Source organism: Phaeodactylibacter luteus (assembly GCF_007993045.1).
Lineage (GTDB): Bacteria > Bacteroidota > Bacteroidia > Chitinophagales > Saprospiraceae > Phaeodactylibacter > Phaeodactylibacter luteus.
Genome location: NZ_VOOR01000050.1, coordinates 20,262 through 38,037, shown reverse-complemented (window position 1 = coordinate 38,037; position 17,776 = coordinate 20,262). Strand labels below are relative to the sequence as shown.

Genomic DNA, 17,776 nt, shown 5'->3' with positions numbered 1-17,776 from the left:
ATATGGTATCTAAACTTTTCATTGATTCGGATGTGGTAATCGACTTTTTTCAGACAGAGAACCATTTGCGAATCCTGCCAGTGAAATATTTGAACTAAGCGAACAGGGGAAACTGGAACTCCATGTTTCGGCAGTAAGTATCAACAATATTTATTACATCGTTAGAAAATATTTAGACCATAAAAAAGCTATACAAGCCATAGAAGAACTTATCGAAATGGTCCAGGTTGCTGGAACAACGAAAATAGAAATCATCCAAGCGTTAAAAAATGGTTTTAAGGACTTCGAAGATTCAATACAGTACTCAACTGCATTGACAATCGATGGAATTGAAGCGATAATCACTCGAAATGTCAAAGACTATGAAAAATCTGAAATTGCTGTTTTTACTCCAGAAAATTATTTGAAATCAAAGGTAAACGAGAGCTAATCGAGTAGACGGCTCCGCCCATAATTGAGCGGAGTACACCTCTCACATTTACCCGGCTACAGGGGCGGGCCACCGAGCATACGGGCCTCGTACTGATGGTTTGCCTCCCTACTATGGCATTTGCTGACTTCTTCGCTCCGTCAATGAATGGGCACGAAGACCTCCCCGGGTAAGGCTCCCTCTTTGGGCGTAAACTAAACTGTCGCAGGCGCTTTTATTTTCCGGGCTTTAGGCTGGCACCGGCCTAGCGCTGCGGAGGGGTGGCAAGCCCGATAGGGCCGAGCGGGCAGCGAGCCCCGCAGCATAGCGGCACCTGCCCGTTGCCCCATCCTTGCAGCAGGGGCAGGCCCCAAAATGACATCTTCATCCTGCAGCTGCTCTGTGGGAGCACAGCCTTTGCAAACTAAGCATAAAATCAAGGGCTAAGCTCCGTAGGGCCGGCACCATTGGCCTTCCTATCCCTGCCAAATCACGAATTGGGCACCGGCTATTAAAAAGCCCCCGGAAGCAGTGCTGCCGGGGGCTGCCTGAAAGCCTTCAGGTATCCATATAGTGCTCTGGCCTAGTCCACAGCAATGACGTTCAACGGCATCGTCTGCGGCAGCTGATGGCTTTCCAGCTGCAGGCTGACATAGTACAGACCTGTAGGCAGCCCTTTGAGCTGCAGTTCGTACCGTGTAGCACCTGGTGCTATGGCTTGGGATTGTAGTAACTGCCCAGCCGGATTGTAAAGGCGGATTTCGCCTTCTTCTTCCAAAGGGGTGTCCCAGCGGACGAGCGCCCGCCCGAACGCAGGGTTGGGAAAGAGCTCTGCCCCATGCCCGGCCCACTGTCCTGCCTGTGGGCTGCCGCCTTGTAGGGCCGCCATCTCATTGCTGCCCCCGCCGCCGAAGGCAGCCGGGAAGTCTACCTCATCAAAGGTGGCCGTAGCCGGGTTCTGATTGAGCGAGAAAGCAGAGAGTGAAACGCGCAGGCAGGCAGGCATAGACACAAAAGCTTGGCGGGCAATAAAATAGTTTGGCGTATTTGCCGGGCGGTAATAGCTCCGGAAAAAGTTGCCGGTGCGCTGCAGCAAGAGCGCGCTCGGGGCGTTGCCGGTGACCAGCGCGACCTGCTTATTGGTATTGGCAACCGTGCGCTGCTCCCACCGCATCGTAGGGCTCAGGTTGGTGAACAGGCCTATGCTGCGGGCGCCAGGCGCTGTTGACTCCCGGGCGGTGATACCGCCGTAGGCACTGGGGGATGACACAGTAGCAATGCGGGCTGAAACCTGGAAATTGGTGTTGCATATCTCTAGCCCCAAGGTGCCCATCTGGTCTTGGCTGCCAAAGCTGCCATTGACCGCAGGGGTGGATATGCTGTAAGTCCCGTTGTTTTCACAAATATCGTAGCTGTAAGTTGTGCCCGCGGCAGAGGTGCCTATATCGGCTGTCGACCAGCCAGAGGGCACCCCTTCGCCTGTCAGCACCATTACTGCTGCTTCGCAGCTGCTGCTGTTCCCGCTAGGGTCGGTGGCGGTAAGGGTGACCGGCTGCAGCCCTAGGTCATCACAATTGAAAACCACCTGGCTGGCTGACAGCTGCAGGCCTGCCGGGCAATTGTCCGTTGTGCCATTGTCTATCAGCAGGGGGGTGATCTCTGCCAAGCCGTCCTCCAGCCCCAGGTAGACGGTAATGTCCTGGCACAAGGCTTGGGGCGCTGTATCATCGATGATGGACACCTGAGCCGTGCATTGGCCCGTGTTGCCGGCAGGGTCCTCCGCAGTCAGCGTGACCGTCGTGGAAGACTCTGCATCAGTACAGTCAAAACCGGCCTGGCTCAGGGTGTACGACAGCCCGGAGCAGTTGTCGGAGCTTCCGGTCAGCAGATCGGATACTTGCAAGGCGTAGCTGCCCGAAGCATCAAGGGAGCGGGTGATGCTGGCCCGGCAGAAAATCTGAGGGGCGATGGGGTCTGTCACGGTGACATTGGCCGTGCAGGTTGTAGCGTTGCCAGAGCCATCCGTGGCCGTTACCACAATGGGGTTTACCCCAGCGTCTGCACAGCTGAAGCTCACGCTCTGGGGCGAAAGGGTGTAGGCCGTACAATTGTCTGACACATTGCCTACCAAGCTGCTGGACAGTACGCTGCCCTGCCCTTGGCTATTGAGGGATATGGCGAAGTCTGTACAAGACAAGAGCGGCGCTATTTCATCAACGACCAGCACGGTAGCCGTGCAGGAGCCGGCATTCCCAAAGGGGTCTTCTGCAGTGAGCGTCACCTGATGGCTCCCCAGGTCAGCACAGGAGAAAGCGGCCTGGCTGACTTCGAGACCGAGGATACCGCAATTGTCCGTGCTGTTGGCCGCATCAAAAACTTGCTCGGGCGATAGCACTGCCTCCCCATTGCCGTCTAGGCTGATGGCCACCGTTTGGCAAACCAGCTGAGGGCCTTCTTCATCGGCCACGACGATGGTGTACTGAAACTTCGACTGATTGCCGTAGGGGTCCTCGCTTGTGACCGTGAGCTCGTTGCTGCCGGGCACTACAAACAGCTCTAGGGCATAAAGCCCATTTTCTGCGTCTACCAGGGTAAGGTTATAAGCAGAGGTGCCGAGCGCCCCCGGCTCCGAATCAATGGAAACGCTCACCGTTGGCGGGGTGCAGTCTTCTTGGGAATAAACCGCAAAAGCGAGGTTGGCCCCGCAAAAGCCATCGTCTACCGCTTCAAATTGGCTGCCCATGTGGCTCAGCAGCTGATTGCTGCTGTTGCGGACCGTTAGCGGGGGAGGGTCATAGTCAGGCGCACAGGGATCCAAAGGGAAGGGGTCAAGGTCATCGCACAGCCCGTCTGCATCGCTGTCAACGTCATAGCAGACTGAGGTAGTGACTTCATCTGCCAGCATACCGGGGTAGGCACAATCTGCAGCAGTGAATGTAAAATACCCGCCGCCGCGGAAATCTTCAGCCTGTGGCTCGATCGCTACCTGCCCGTCTTCTCCGACACTGATCAGAAAGGGGGAGAAGTCGAGCAATAGTGGGGCATCCGCACTGCCCAGCTGGCCTGAGCCGCCAAAAGGCAAAGTGACCGGCAGGGTGTAAATATCTTGATGGGCTGCACTGTAGAAGCGGGCTTCCATCTCCGCCTCCGGCTCACTGTGGCGTACCGTTACCAGGTAGTACGCCTCCCCATTGACGTAGCCTGGCCCAGCGACCCCGCGCAGGTCGCCGTCTATGAAAAAAGCCAGGCGGTCATCGGGGTGGCTAAAGTACAAGCCAGGGGTGTAAGATACACGGGCCGATACGGTGGCCGAATGCTGAAGGCCAGCCACCAGCCCGATCCATGCGGGCTGCGGCAGGGCAGGGTCGGGGGTTTCCAATACTGGCATCACGCCCAGTGCCAGGCACTCCCCGCCAAAGCTGTCTTCGTAGTCCAGCAGGTTGAGGGGCGGGAAAGCACTGCCGGGGGCCGTGTACTGCCAGGGCACTTCGTCAAACACCGGGGGCGCGTACCCTTCTTGTACCGTAAACGCGATCTGCGCTTCCGCGAAATAAGCATTGGCAGTAGCTTCTGTTGCCCGGACCGTAATGGCAGCGGGGCCAAAAAAATCCGGCTGCGGCACGACACTGAGCACATCGCCCAGCAAAGTGGCCTCAAGGCCAGGGTGGCTTGCCGATATGCTCCACAGTATGGGGTCTTCATCGGCCTGCACCAAAAAGGCAGATAAGCTGATGCTTTCGAAAGCACCGCCCTGCAAGACAGTCTGCCCGGGTATGCCCTGCAGGGCGACCGGGGCATCTCCGTCGGCATAAGTTTCAATTTCCACCGGCGCCTCAGGGGAGCCATTGGGCAGCTGATGGACAAAATTGACAGTGGTCGTAGCTACATAAACCTCATCGGCTGCGCCGCTGTACACCCAAATGTCCAGCTCTATCCCAAAGGGGACATGCGAATAGATGGTCACAAAGTGGTAGCGGCTACTGCCAACGAGGGCGGAAGTGCCGACCCCTAAGATCGTGCCCTCATGGGCTAGGGCAATCTGATCTGCCCCGTGGTTGGAGATGCCCCCGTCCAAAAGGATGACCCCTGTGAAAGTAGCTGAGTAGTCATACTCAGCAGGATTGGGGGCGGGCCAGTCTGGTGGGCTGGCAAAAACGCAGCCCCACCAAAGAAAAAAGGCGGATAGCCACCCAGCCTTTATCCAGGTTGTATGATGTAAATGCATATGATTTTGCTTTTGAGGAATGGGCTGAAAGGCGGCAGAGGCCGGAGCCTCTGCCGCAAAACCGTGATTGGCTTTTCTCAACCAAATCCTTGCGTTTTACTTCAGAATTTCAACTTTCCGCGACAGCGTCTGCCCTTCTGCCTGCAGTGTCACGATATACAGGCCGTTGGCCACGTTTGCGGGCCGCCATTCGATCAGGTTCTCCCCGGCGCTTACAGCCGTAGAGCGCTCGGCTACTTTACGGCCTAGCATATCAGAGATGGTAATGTCCACCTCTCCTGCAGCAGCCGCCCAATAATTGAGGAAGACCTGCTCTTTTGCTGGGTTCGGGAAAATACGGAGCACCTCAGTGGCCAGCTCCCGAGCGCTCGCGCCCGTCACCTGCTCCAGGGTGAGCACCACCGGCTCTGTCACCTCGCCGTGGACAACGTCCGCAATAAAGGCGAGCTCTTCAGCCACTTCGTGGATATCGCCGCTGGCACTGTCAAAATACTTGAAGCTGACGGCCTCCCCCTGCCCATTTGCGAATACCGTCAGGAAGATCAGGTAAGTGTCCAAAGCTTCGATATAGACCGGCTTGCCGCTACCGCGCACCTCCCCATTGATGAAGGCCCCCACTTCGTCCCCTTCTGAAAGGATATTGGGCAGCTCATCGGCAGCAACTGCTGCGACCAGGTTCATGCTGTACTCAAACTCGTAGGGGTCTACGTCCCATACTTGCGCCACGCTGCGGGCCTCAATGCCGTCGGGGCGGCGGGCCTCATCTTCCCCGGGCTCAACGAAGGCAGGGTACGACAAGCTGCCGCCGTTCGCCAGGTTGATCTGATAGCCATTGGGCGAGCTCATGAAGTTGAGGTTGCCGACCCAGCCTACCCCGGCTACGTACTGTGCAAACCCGGCCTGCCCCTTGATGATATCGCCCTGTAGTGGGCTCAGGGAGGACAGGGCCTGATTGACCGGCATGCCCTGCTGTGGCAGGTAGCCGATCCAGTTCCAGCCGGGCTGCAGCGGCAGCGGCGCTGCCAGGTCGACCGGGCTGCCCAGCAGGGTCAGGGAGTCAAATGCGCCGCTGAAATACTGGTACATCGTCTCGTGGCTCAGGGCAGAAAGGGAGCCCGCCCATACCCCGCCTGTGGCAAAGTACTGCGCGAAGGCAGCCTGCCCTTTGATGGTCGCCCCGCCCGGTGCCGTCAGGCTGCTAAGGGCAGCGTTCAGGCCAGGGTCCGGCAGGCTCACATTGTAGGATATCCAGTTCCAGCCCGGATAGATAGGAATGCGCCGCAGCAGCAGGTTGTTGGTATGGATCACCTGAGGGGCGACCGGTGAGCCGATGAGGTCGTCCGAAACAAAATCAAAGGACTCCAAGGTGCTGCCGTACAGTTGGCACTCGCGTGCATCCCATACCTGGAAGCTAATAGACTCCCCTGTCACCTGATCGCTGTACACCGTCAAGAAGGCCAGGTATTTCTGTAGTTCTGGCACGTATTCTACTGCGGCTACCCCGCGCAGCTCACTGCCGACAAAGGCAGCGATGAGGTCTAGCTTGTCATTGGAGATTTCCCCCTCAATGTCCAGTTCGGCCGTCATCGTCATAGAGTATGCCCAGTCGGCAGGGTTGATTTGCCATCCCGGCCCTTCACAGGCTACCCGGAGATTGACATCAATGGCCTTGTTGCCGTCTGTGCCTACCACATTGACCTCTGTGAGGTACTCGTTCTGCGGCAGGTCGTCGGGGAAGATGAAAGTGATCTCTTTCTGTTCGCCCGGTTCGAGCAGCCCATCGGCAGGGGAGATGATCATCCAGGAAGGGATGCTGCCGTATGCCACAGAGCCGTCCGGATTGTCGATACGGGGCCCCGCTATCGAGAAGTTGAATGGGGTGCCGCTCTGATTAACAATGTCACGAGTGACCGTCAAGCCGTTGCCCTCGATTACGACTTCCTCGATGTCTGAGCCTGGCCTCCACCGCAGTGGGTTGAGGTCTACGAGGAACTCCCACGCTCTGAAGTTCACAGTTGGGCTACCGGGAGCGCCGATGGGCACTTCCATGGGGTTGCCCGCCAGGTCTTCGATATCGGTAGCTATCGCCCGGAGGGTCTTGCCGTTGATGAAACGGGACTGTATCTCTGGCGTGATGATGATCTTGTCGCCCACACATTGGCTGCTGAAGGGCACGAGTGCGCCAGTCTCGGTATCGATCAGGGCGATGTTGTTCAGGTTGATATTGGTGCCGATGCCATCCGCATCAAAGACTTTATTGCAATTGATCGGCTCATTGAAGGTAATGGAGATCTCATCGCCACGGCTCAGGATGCCATCAGCAGGCTGTGGTGCGCCGAACAGCTCGGGGGCTTCGGTCTCCTTGACTACTCTGATGACTTCAGAAATGCCCGGTGAAAGGTCACCGCCTATAGTGCCCCCGCAATCGGCGATTGCTCTTAGCTCGTAGGCGCCGTCCTTCAGCTCCATCATGTCCCACTGCACGATCTTAAAGACCGGGTCATTAGCAAAGCTGTCTGCCGGCAATTCCAGGATATTGACCCAGGAGCCATCGCCCGGGATGGGGCGGTACTGCAGGCGGACAATGTCCAGGTCCGGGTCCTCGTTGTCGTACTCGCTCAGGGTCACAAAGAGGTTCTCGTTGCCCGGCGTAACCACATGGTTCTGCAGCGGGAAGGAGATGTCGATCGGTGTACAAGGCTCAATGAAGAACACATCCAGCTCCAGCGGCAGGTAAAAGCGGCTGTACACCTCCTTTTCGCCATTCGACTGGGCGATAGGCTGGTACTCATCGTAAATGAGGAAGCCGCCGTCCCCGGCATCAAAGCCTACAGACTCGGAGTGCTCGATTTGGCAGGTAGAGGCAAAATACAGCCCCAGGTCTTCAAAGGTGAACTGCCCGGTATTGGGGTATTCCACCGTCACCGTTTTGTTGAAGGACTGATTGCCGATAAACTGGAACTCCACAGGGTTGATCAAAGGCTCCCCGTCCAGCTTGATGAGGGCACCATCGGGGTTGCCGCCTTCGTCTACGCCCAGCTCATAAATCAGCCCGTCCACGCCATTGGGGCCGATGCTGCCCAGGGTCACCTGGAAGACCGCCGGGGTATTGTCCGGCACATTAATGGCTACGTTTTCAGCAACCTGAATGGATACTTCCTCCCGGTTGCGGGTGCCGGGTATCCATGGGCACATGGATTCCCCGCCTGCAACCCTGAACATTGGGGCGGTAGCAAATGGAGCTTTGTTCAGGCTGGACACCTGGTAATCGGTATTGGCAATGGCATTGTCGAATTCATACAAAGTAGAAATCTGGTCTTCCAGAGCATCAACCTCATCCTCCATGGCCTCCAGGTCATCAAACCCGATGTTTGGCTGCGGGCCGGATGCGATGTCCACAGAATAAAAGTCATTCAGGTCATCATCAGCGAGGGTGAAGGAGGTTTCCACGAAGTTGCTGGTAGAAATACCCTCAGTCGTTTCGTTGGTATGGTTAAAGCTGGCTTCTATCTTCCAGTCTGAACCAAAACCGTCCCACTCCCAGCCAAACTCGTTCTGTATACCCTCACCGCCTCCAACAGAGGTAGTGAACGTATTGGTGCCCGTCATGGTGCTTGAGGTTGTTTCTGTGTAAGTAGCGGCGGCATCAAAGGTGATGTTCCTGTCATATTGCGCTTGTCTTTGGCGATAGCGCTTATTGGTTACCTCTGTAATCCACTTGTCTCTCGAAAGCTTTGCCTGATCTCTTTGCACCTGTGGCACGCTTTCGTTGGCAGCGATCGAATCCAGCAAGGGAATCACTTCAGTCAGGATTTGCCATTCGGAAAATACAAAGTCCGTGGAAAATCCAACGGGTGCTACTGTCAAAATCTGGTCGAAGGTGAAATTACAATTATCGACATCATAATCCAGAATATCCCGGGCACCAATTTCGAAGTTCATAGCCGCCCCAAAGTACACATCGGCGTAAGTACCCCAGATATCGTCCCCATCTGAAGTGCTGATCTCCTTGGTTGTGGTAAAACAAAACTCTGAAGCATTAGAATTCGTCTGGCTCGACTCAAAAGAACCGGAAAGCGTAGTGGTGTTATTGAGCTCAAATGATGTAACGTTTGCTACGCCCAACCCCGTTACCAATTCTATTTTTTTCCCGAGTTTGAAGGCCACATCTGAACTGGCACTTTCCGAACTCACATTCACGTCTTCCCAGGTCACACAGGTTTCAGTGCCCTGAGTCAGGGTGGCATAGGAACCGTCTCCCGGAGGGTCGTACACAATACCAAACACTTCTGATGGCCCGGAGGTAGAAATGGTACCGGGCAATTGACGTTCACCCAGGACAATCGCCTGGTAGGTTTCCGTAGCCAGCAGCCCGTCTACCTCGGCAGTCACCTGTAAGTTTTTGGTATGAGGGGGTAGCATATTTGGATTGTTGGCATACCATTCATAGACATAAGTGCTGGTGTCGCTGAATACTTCTTCCTGATCGTATTCCGCAATACCGTTGTTGATGACCAGCGAGAAGGTGTCCAGGTAGCATTTACCGCCATCGTAATCCTGAAAAACCCGAATGTTATTGGAATACAGCTTCGGGGTCGAAAACTCCTGGGAGTCATTGATCAGTGGGAGGCCGCACTCATTGTCCAGCAGCCCATTATTGATCTCGCCCAGCTCTACATTGGGCGGGCTGATGTACATGAAATCGACGGTATCCTGTTCCACATTACGCAGGTCGATTTCCGTACCGCCCTGCACCTGGAAGTAATTATAGATCACACTATTGGAGTGTTCGGTTACCGATACCGCCACCGGGATAGGCGGGATATTGTCAAACTTGAATTTGCCATCCACCGTCTGAAGCTGTAGTTCCTCTTCGTAGCAGCCGTTCAGCGCAGCGAGCTTGACCTTTACGATGGCCGCCGGGTCGCCATTGCCGTCTTCTGCAATAACGGACAGACGGCAAAGCCCGCCGAAAATCTGACCTTCTATCTCTCGTTTGGTGGTGTTTTGGAAGAGCACATTGGCGATGGGCGTATTCAGTTTACGCGCTTCGAAGAAGCCGGGAAAAAAGTTATGGGCGGTGCTGTCTGTACCGAACTTTGGGGTGAGCACCACATTGGCGCCCGGCTCAAAGTCAGCCACAAAGCGCCCTTCTTCATTGGTGAAGATAGGTGGGAAATAGGGTGCCCCGTTAACCAAAATCTCCACGCTGTCCTGGAAGCAGAACGTATTCTGGAAGCGGATCACTCCGGAGATGGGCACGGTAGAAATGTCGGTAAAGTCCACGTCGCTCACAGCTGTTGAGGTGTTGTTGATGTTGACAAAACGGGTGTTCGGTTCAAACTCGTGCGGGAACTCTTCCTGACGCAGGGTGATGAAGGAATAGGATGCGCCCTTGTTCTCCCCTACTCCGGTAGCCGCCGGGCCGCTGTCAAACAGCTCTGTGCCTTCGCTTTCATTGAAGTTGAAGTAGGAAGTCAGGCTGCCGTGGCCTACATCCGTGCCCCCATCGCCAAAGGCGGTAGCGTGCAGCTGTATTTCCTGAAGGGTCAGCAAAGAGTCGGCATAAAAGGCGACTTCATCTACCAGGCCCGTAAAAAAATCGGTGGGCGTAGTGATGTCCCGGGCACCCACTTGCCAGGCTTCTGCTTGCCAGCTTCCGGTCAGGTTGCCGTAGCTCAGGCTGCCTTCTTCGTTTCCGTTGAGGTAGAAGGTTACTGTACCGGCTGTGCTGTTCAGGCTCAGGGCCAGGTGCTGGTATTCCGTGGCGGCGTCGCCCAGTTCCTGGGTCTCTCCGTTGACCGTCAGCTTGTACTTGCCATTTTCCAGGAAGAGGTTAAAGGCATCACTGCCACCTTCCACTTTGCTCAAAATGCTCTGCGTGCTGTTCAGGTCGAAAGGGTGTACCGTGACTTCAATGTGGCTCGTATCGGACAGGCCAAAATTGGTCAGTACTGCCGAGGACTCGTAAGCGGCATTGAATTCCAGGGCGTAGTTATTGTAAAACAACTTCGAGGGCCGGGCCGTGAAGCTCTGCTCCTGACTGTAGTTGATGCCTTCCATGAAGTAAAAACCGGTGCCATCGGTAATCCCGCCGTTCAGGATGTCCGGGGTGTCGTAGGAAAAGGCCGCCCCATTCAGGTTGCCGTCCATGCCGGTATTGGAAAGGTCAAAAACCTTGGTGCCGAGGCCCTCGTCAAATTTCCAGTAGCCGACCAGGCCTTCTGTAAACTTGTTTGCGGTGATGTTTTTGGTAGAAACAATTTCTGTCTGCGTGAGCAGGCGGTTGTAAATACGGATGTCATCGAGTATTCCTTCAAAGAAGCCCGATTGGTCCCGCCGGCTGCCGATGGAAAACAGGGCGGGTTCATTGACAATAGCCGCTTGTATGGAGCGCTTGAATTGCCCGTCAACGTACAGGATCATGGAGCCTCCTCCGTAGACCACTGCTACGTGGTGCCATTCGTCCCGCTCATCGGTGCCGGCCGTATTGGGGTCATCCTCAAACTCGTATGCCATTTCATGCGCGGTGCCATCGCCAACGCCGGCTACCACGCCTTTGCCCATGTTGGACGGGGTGGTGTGAATCCAGAAGTTTTTGTTCAAATCACTGCCGAGGTCAATGATGCCGTCCGAGTCGTGGCTGTCCCCGATTTTCACCCATGTTGATACGGTGAACATATCGGTTGGCAGGGCTTCATCGTAGGAAATGCAGATGTTTTCACCCTCGCCCCCGAAAGCCAGGGATTGGCCTATGGTGGGCGTCAGGGTTACGATGGCGCCGGGCACCGGGTTGCCGTTGGAGGTTTGTATTTTTCCGGAAACGACGCCGTTGGGATTGACGAAACCGACGCTGCGGCCGGAGACTCCTTTCCCAAAACCGTTCTTCCCGGAGACGGCATATTCGTAAAACTCCCCGGCTTGTACATTGAAATCGAGGAACTGGGTTTCATCGGCATCCACGGTAGTCAGGTAGGAGCCATCCCTTGTGATGATGTACCCTTCCGTAGGTTGGGAGCCCAGGGGGTTGGCCTTCCAGGAAAGCTGTACCCGGTTGGGAAAATCGCCCTGCGTGGCCATGACTGATGGTGCACGTGGCGGCATCAGGAAAAGGGAGAAAACGCCGAAACTGGCCGCGTTTTCACTGGAATAGGCCGTGCTGCCCACCACCGGCTGCCCGTAGGTGACATTGGACCGGGTAGTGGCGGCAAAACCATTGACCGTACTCCCGTAGTTGATGGTCAACTCCCCGGAGCCTATAGTGGAAGGGTTGCAATCCACTTCCTGCTGTGCCAGCAGGGCCGGACTGAGCCCCAGAAACGCCAGCAAGCATAAGGTTGTAAAGTATAGTTTCATTTTAATTCTATTTTGTGGCATTGGCCTGAGTGATAGGGCAACCGGGCTATTTTGCCCGGCTGCCCTGTACCACTCCGCTTTATGATGAATAATCATTTTCCAGAAGGAAGGCATGCCGGCCTTGCCGGACATCCTCCCCGATGCGGTGTACCTGACAAGACGGTGATGTCTTGCCTAGTTTTTTGTACCTATGATGATAAAACTGAAGGGGAAATCCACCCTAGTTGTATTTGAACCAGCTGGAAATGTACGAATCTGAACTGCGTTAGTCGTAAAAACATCATGATGTACCTGGGCCTTCGATGGTTCATTGGGACGATTGACTGTGTCTTCAAAAGCAATTGCCAAAACCACCAGATCATCGGTAGTAGCAAAAGGTTCGTCAAAAGAAATATTATATGTACCTATTTGTATCCTGGACACTGTAAAACCGGCTCCGGCAGCTATGGTTCCATTAGCGTTTACAACCCCTCTTATGATCCGGGTCTTTGTAGCTACCTCCGCTTTATAATAGGTGGCGGTAAGGGCATAAGCCGCTGTATCCGCATAGGCAGCCGAGCTGGTACGCAGGGTATAAGGAGCAGAAGTGAGTTCGGTACGGGGGGTAAGTTCCTCCCCATTCACTACTACGCCCACATAAAGCGGGGAACTAAAATGGTCCGGGACTAAAGGATTGCCGCTGCCGAGGTTGTAGCTATAGACCCCACCGGCAATTTCCACCATTGCTGTATCGGCCCACAAAGGGGTGCCTTCCGTGGGCTGATCGTACAACCTGAAAATGAGCTCTTGCGCCCCGTTGGGCACGGGGGCACCGTCCACCCCTTGCAGGGTGCCCTGAATGTTGATTTTGCTGTCGTTTTGGGCGGAGAGCGCCAAAGCAAAAGTGCTGATGGTCGCCGTCAAAACGAAGTGAAGGAAATAATTTTTCATCATCATTTAAAAGGTTGAAGTTTAGTCTAAGATGAAACAGGAAAGAAATTTCTGCCCGTTGCACCCCGAATTGATTTTTGATTTGAGTAATGGCTTTCCACTGACCGCAGCTTGGCAGATTAGCCACCCGGCATTATCTATCCTGGATTCTAACCCTACTTTCGACCGACTATTATGATTTGAAATTCAATGGACGGAAAATTTTCAAATAAAAAGATATCAGCAGAAGTAGCAGAAACATTAAGATAACTAGGCATTTTATAAGAACCACCACTAGTATTAAATGCGTCAAATGCAACCGTAGGTGTAGAGGGAAACGGTTCGTTATATGTTATTCGATATGCTGGGCTCGACCCAAGGGGATTGGGATCTAATGGAGTCGCCGTAAAACCGTCACTGACCACACCCGTTGGGGTAATTCTTCCCCGGATTATTCGCAGGTTTTTCATCACCTCTAAACTGTCAGTAGGCACAGCGAGGGCATAGTGAGCGGTATCCGCCTGAACGGCAAAGTCGGTACGCAGGGTGTAAGGAGCGTGGGTGAGTTCGGTGCGGGGGGCTATTTCAACGCCGTCCACCACCACAGCCACATAAACCGTAGCATCGAACTGGGCAGGGTCTAAAGGATTGCCGCTGCCGAGATTATAGCTGTATATCCCACCCGTGATTTCCACCACTACCGTATCTGCCCAAAAGGCCGTGCCGCCCGTGGGCTGATGGTACAACCTGAATATCAGTTCCTGATCCCCATCGGCCAAAGGGAGGCCACTCACTTCGTTGAGTTTGCCCTGCACACTGATCTTGGGGCCGTTTTGGGCACGGAGGGTCATGGAAAAGACGCCCAAGGCCAAAGCGAATAGAAGGAGAATTTTTTTCATCTGTTTATTTTTTTTGTTTTCAACTGCACAGATGCAGCTTACCATGATTAAATAATCATTTCCTTGTGTGTTTAATGATTATTTAATCATGGACGGTTCATCATTATTAGAAATGTTTGAGTTTTTATGTGACCGCCCAATTCCTGACTGCCGTCAGGCAAGTTGTTTGGCGGACTCAAAACAGGTTATTGTGTATGGATCGAATCATGATCTTTATTGCAGGTGTCAGGAGCAGCATCATTTGCTCATAAGGACAAACGTGGCGTTACCCACTACGCCTTACCTTACTTGGGGCCGATCGCTATGAATTGGAATTCTGCATCTTTCTTACAACTATAGGGGGAGCTGCAATCAAACGAATTCAGTTCAACACTGGATGGCGACAAATCTTTGATATTCATTGTTCTGTTCAAATAAGCAAAGTTTTGTTGAACATACTTAGAAATTGCGTAGACCGCAGGGGTATCAGAAAATGGTACGTCGAAAATTATTTCATATTGACCAGTGCCTGTTTTGGACACTGTAAAACCGGTACCAGCATTTACGTATCCCGAGATACTTACTACACCTCTCACCATCCGAAGTTCTTCCTCGACCTCCAGGCTATCGCTTTGGGGAGTTGCGGAGGAAAGGGCGGGGGTGGAATGGGCAAAGGCGACCGTATCTGCGTGAGTGGCAGAGCTGGCGTAGAGGGTGTAAGGGGCATAGGTCAGTTCGGTGCGAGGTTCAAGTTCAAAGCCCTCCACCGAGACGCCCACGTAAAGGGTGGAGCTGAACTGAGCAGGATCCAAAGGGACATCGCTGCCGAGGTTGTAGCTATATACGCCACCCGAGATTTCCACTACTGCCGTATCGGCCCAAAGGGCAGTGCCCCCGGTGGGCTGATCGTAGAGTCTGAAGACGAGCTCCTGCTCCCCATCGTCCACGGGCGTGCCGTTCATATCCCGGAGGATGCCCTGCACGCTGATCTTGACTTCATTTTGGGCAGTGGCGAGGTTGGCCGAGCAATTGAAAAGGAACAGCGCAACAAACAGCCGAAAGAAACATTTCATATTGGAACATTTTTTACAGCGCAGCGGGGTTGTTTTATCCGCAGTACTGCCTGGAAAGGAATAAAAGGGTTAATGAATGTATAGGCTAGCCATGAAGATGATTCAAAGCAGAATCAGGCCAACCAATGACAGATCAAGGGATCGCAAATGGAAACCGGGTTGCTGGGGTTGAGTATTGTTTTTCATGCGTATAACTGGTTGTGGATTAAACAAGGGTTTAGCAGGTGTACGATGGTCATTACCGTACACAAAGGGTTTATGCAATTTATAAAGTGTGTTGGGACGAGACTGCCGGGTGTAAATAGCTTCGACTTAGTGATGGTACATCACTACGCCTGAGGCGAATTGGCAGTCTTAGCTTTTGGGATATTGTAAAAGTAGTTTTTAGATATTTAAAAAAAACGCAAATGTGGCGAACGCAGGAAATGCTGTGGTGAACGCCTGCAAACCCGTGGCGAATAAAGTTGTGACCGGGCACGTTGATCCCTACCCGTTTTTCTCTTCTGGTTTTTTCAGCAAAAGGCCTTATTTTCACCAGCAATAAATGCACTTAAAAATGAAAATCGGAAGGTGGGCCTGCCTCATAGGGCTACTACTTTGGCAGTTTGCGCTGCAGGGGCAAAGCAGCACAAACGCAGCGGACAGCCTGAGGCAGATGCTGCAACAGGCTAACAGCCCTCAGGAGCGGGTCACAGTCCTGCAAAATCTGGTGCAGGCCAATTGGAGCAGTGATAGAGATCAGGCCAAAGCCTACCTCAGGGAGCTGGAAGATGTGGCCGGCCAACTGGAATCAGACAGCATCACCGCTTTTGTGCACCTGCATCAGGGGCACCTCCGCTATCAGGCCGGGGAGTATGAAACGGCCAGAGCGCGTTACGAGCAAGCCAGCCAACTGTACGAAAAGTCAGGGCTGCTCTCCCCTGCCCTCCGGTGCCAGGCCAGGATGGGCATCATGCATAGCCTGCAGGGCGCCTATTCTGAGGCAGAAGCCCTCTACCGGCCCGCGCTCCGGAAGGCCCGTCAGGTGGGCGCAGCCGATGCAGAGGTTTTTATCCTGGCACAACTGGGCACGCTTTTTCACTATCAGGGTGTCTTTGATTCTGCGCAGCAGTACTATAATGCCGCTATTGCCCATTATCGGGAGAGCGGGGACTCCCTGTATATGACCCGCCCAATGTATAATCTGGCGGTTTTGCAAACGGATGCCGGCAAGTATGAGAACAGCCTGCAGACTTACACCGCCATTTACGACTTCCAAATGAGCCGGGAGGCTTATGAGGATGTAATGATCACGCTGGAAGGCTTGTCTCAGGTCAACAAAAATATGGGCCGCCTGAGTGATGCCGCTGACAATTTGCTGGAAGCCTACCACCTCAGCGAACAACTGGGCGACGTCCGTATGAAGGCGCAGGTCTTACTGGGCATGGCCCTCATTGAAGGGGAACGCGAAGCTTATGATCTTTGCAAATCCTATCTCAGGGAGGCACTGAGCCTGAGTCTCAGGCTCGAAAATGCCGATCAGATTATGGCCGCCTATTTCCGGTTGGGACAGTTGTACCATGGACTGGAGCAATATGACTCTGCTACTGTTTTCTACACGGAAGCACTCTCCCTGCTCGACCGGTTCGATTCGCAGCGCTATGCTCCTGCCTTTCTCCTGCATCTCGGGCAGGTTTATGCCAATGCCGGGAAACTTGAACTGGCAGAGGAAACGGTACAGCAGTTAGCTGCCTATCAACCGTCTACCTTCGGGGGGCAGGATTTTCTTACCTACTCCCGCTTACAGGGTGTCATCAGCGAGGCGAAGGGAGACCATCAGGGCGTCATTCAGTACCTTTCCCCTTCTTATAAAGATTACCGGAAAAACCGCATCTACAGGGAAGCCGAAAAAGATGCCTTGACGCTTATGAATGCCCACAAGGCACTGGGGCAAACAGATGAAGCCCTGTACTATGCGGAAGCTATCCACGAACTCCGGGACACCCTTGACCAAAGCAAGGACCTGGAGCGCCTCGCTGAACAGCGCAAGGATTTTGAGTTCCAGCTGGAAAAACAAAAACTGGAGGTGGAGCAAGCCAAAGAAGCTGCCATCCTCAAGGCTCAGGCTACCCAAAACCTGATACTTGCCATTGGCGGGCTACTGCTTGCCGTGCTTGCCTTCGGCTTTTTCTGGTACACCCGCCGCAAAAATCAGACGATTGAATTGCAAAACCAGCAGCTGCAACAGCTCAACGAGACCAAAGACCGCCTCTTTGCCATCATCGGGCATGACCTGCGCAAGCCGGCCATCGCCTTCCGGGGGATTACCAAAAAGGTCAACTATCTGCTGCGCAAAAAAGACTTTGGCACCCTGGAAAAGCTGGGGGCAGAAATCGAGCAGGACGCTGCCGGGCTCAGTCAGCTTACCGAAAACCTCCTCAACTGGGCCCTCACGCAACGGGACGTCATGCCTTATCAGCCTACCCAACTGAAGCTGCTGCCGCTGCTGGAAGATACGGCCGCGCCATTCCAAACTATGTTGCAAAACAAGCAGCTGGATTTGGAATGGGCCGTACCCGAAGATACGGTCATCTTCAGTGATGCCAATGCGCTGAGTACGATCGTGCGTAACTTGCTCGATAACGCCATTAAATTTACGCCGGAAGGAGGCCGGATTACCCTCGAAGGCACCTCCGGTGAGGGCTTGTTCCGGCTCAAGGTGCAGGACACCGGAACAGGCATGCCGCCCGAACAGCTAAAGGAACTTTTCCTGCTCAAAAAAGGCCGCACTCAGCCCGGCACTGCTGGCGAAAAAGGGTCAGGGCTGGGGCTCCACCTGGCCCATGAGCTTTCAAAACTCAACCAATCTACCCTTGGTGTGAGCAGTAATATTGGAAAAGGCACTATATTTACCCTTAGCCTGCCCCTGAAAGCGACTTAACCTAAA

The 17,776-nt window shown here is 54.0% G+C and carries 7 protein-coding genes; 2 read left to right on the top strand and 5 right to left on the bottom strand.

The features are described 5' to 3' along the window. The first annotated feature begins 85 nt into the window (after positions 1–85). Positions 86–430: a PIN domain-containing protein gene (locus FRY97_RS23270; RefSeq protein ID WP_394349362.1), complete on the top strand. Its 345-nt coding sequence runs from the start codon at positions 86–88 to the stop codon at positions 428–430. Positions 431–992: 562 nt separating this feature from the next. Here the strand turns inward: FRY97_RS23270 and FRY97_RS18180 are convergent. From FRY97_RS18180 to FRY97_RS18160, 5 genes are all read right to left on the bottom strand, one after another. Continuing rightward, on the bottom strand, positions 993–4,634 hold the full coding sequence (locus FRY97_RS18180) for a T9SS type A sorting domain-containing protein (protein ID WP_147168995.1): 3,642 nt from the start codon (positions 4,632–4,634) through the stop codon (positions 993–995). A gap of 96 nt (positions 4,635–4,730) precedes the next feature. Continuing rightward, a complete protein-coding gene (locus FRY97_RS18175; RefSeq protein WP_170254734.1) occupies positions 4,731–11,990 on the bottom strand; it encodes a LamG-like jellyroll fold domain-containing protein in 7,260 nt (2,419 codons plus the stop codon). A 174-nt stretch (positions 11,991–12,164) separates the two neighbouring features. Then, positions 12,165–12,926: a hypothetical protein gene (locus tag FRY97_RS18170; protein WP_147168993.1), complete on the bottom strand. Its 762-nt coding sequence runs from the start codon at positions 12,924–12,926 to the stop codon at positions 12,165–12,167. 149 nt (positions 12,927–13,075) lie between these two features. Continuing rightward, positions 13,076–13,798: a hypothetical protein gene (locus tag FRY97_RS18165; protein ID WP_147168992.1), complete on the bottom strand. Its 723-nt coding sequence runs from the start codon at positions 13,796–13,798 to the stop codon at positions 13,076–13,078. Between the two features lie 284 nt (positions 13,799–14,082). Continuing rightward, a complete protein-coding gene (locus FRY97_RS18160; RefSeq protein ID WP_147168991.1) occupies positions 14,083–14,850 on the bottom strand; it encodes a hypothetical protein in 768 nt (255 codons plus the stop codon). A 556-nt stretch (positions 14,851–15,406) separates the two neighbouring features. Here FRY97_RS18160 and FRY97_RS18155 point away from each other — a divergent pair. Next, the gene (locus tag FRY97_RS18155; RefSeq protein WP_170254732.1) at positions 15,407–17,770 is read left to right on the top strand and encodes an ATP-binding protein; all 2,364 of its coding nucleotides are present in this window, start codon (positions 15,407–15,409) and stop codon (positions 17,768–17,770) included. The last annotated feature ends 6 nt before the right edge of the window (positions 17,771–17,776 follow it).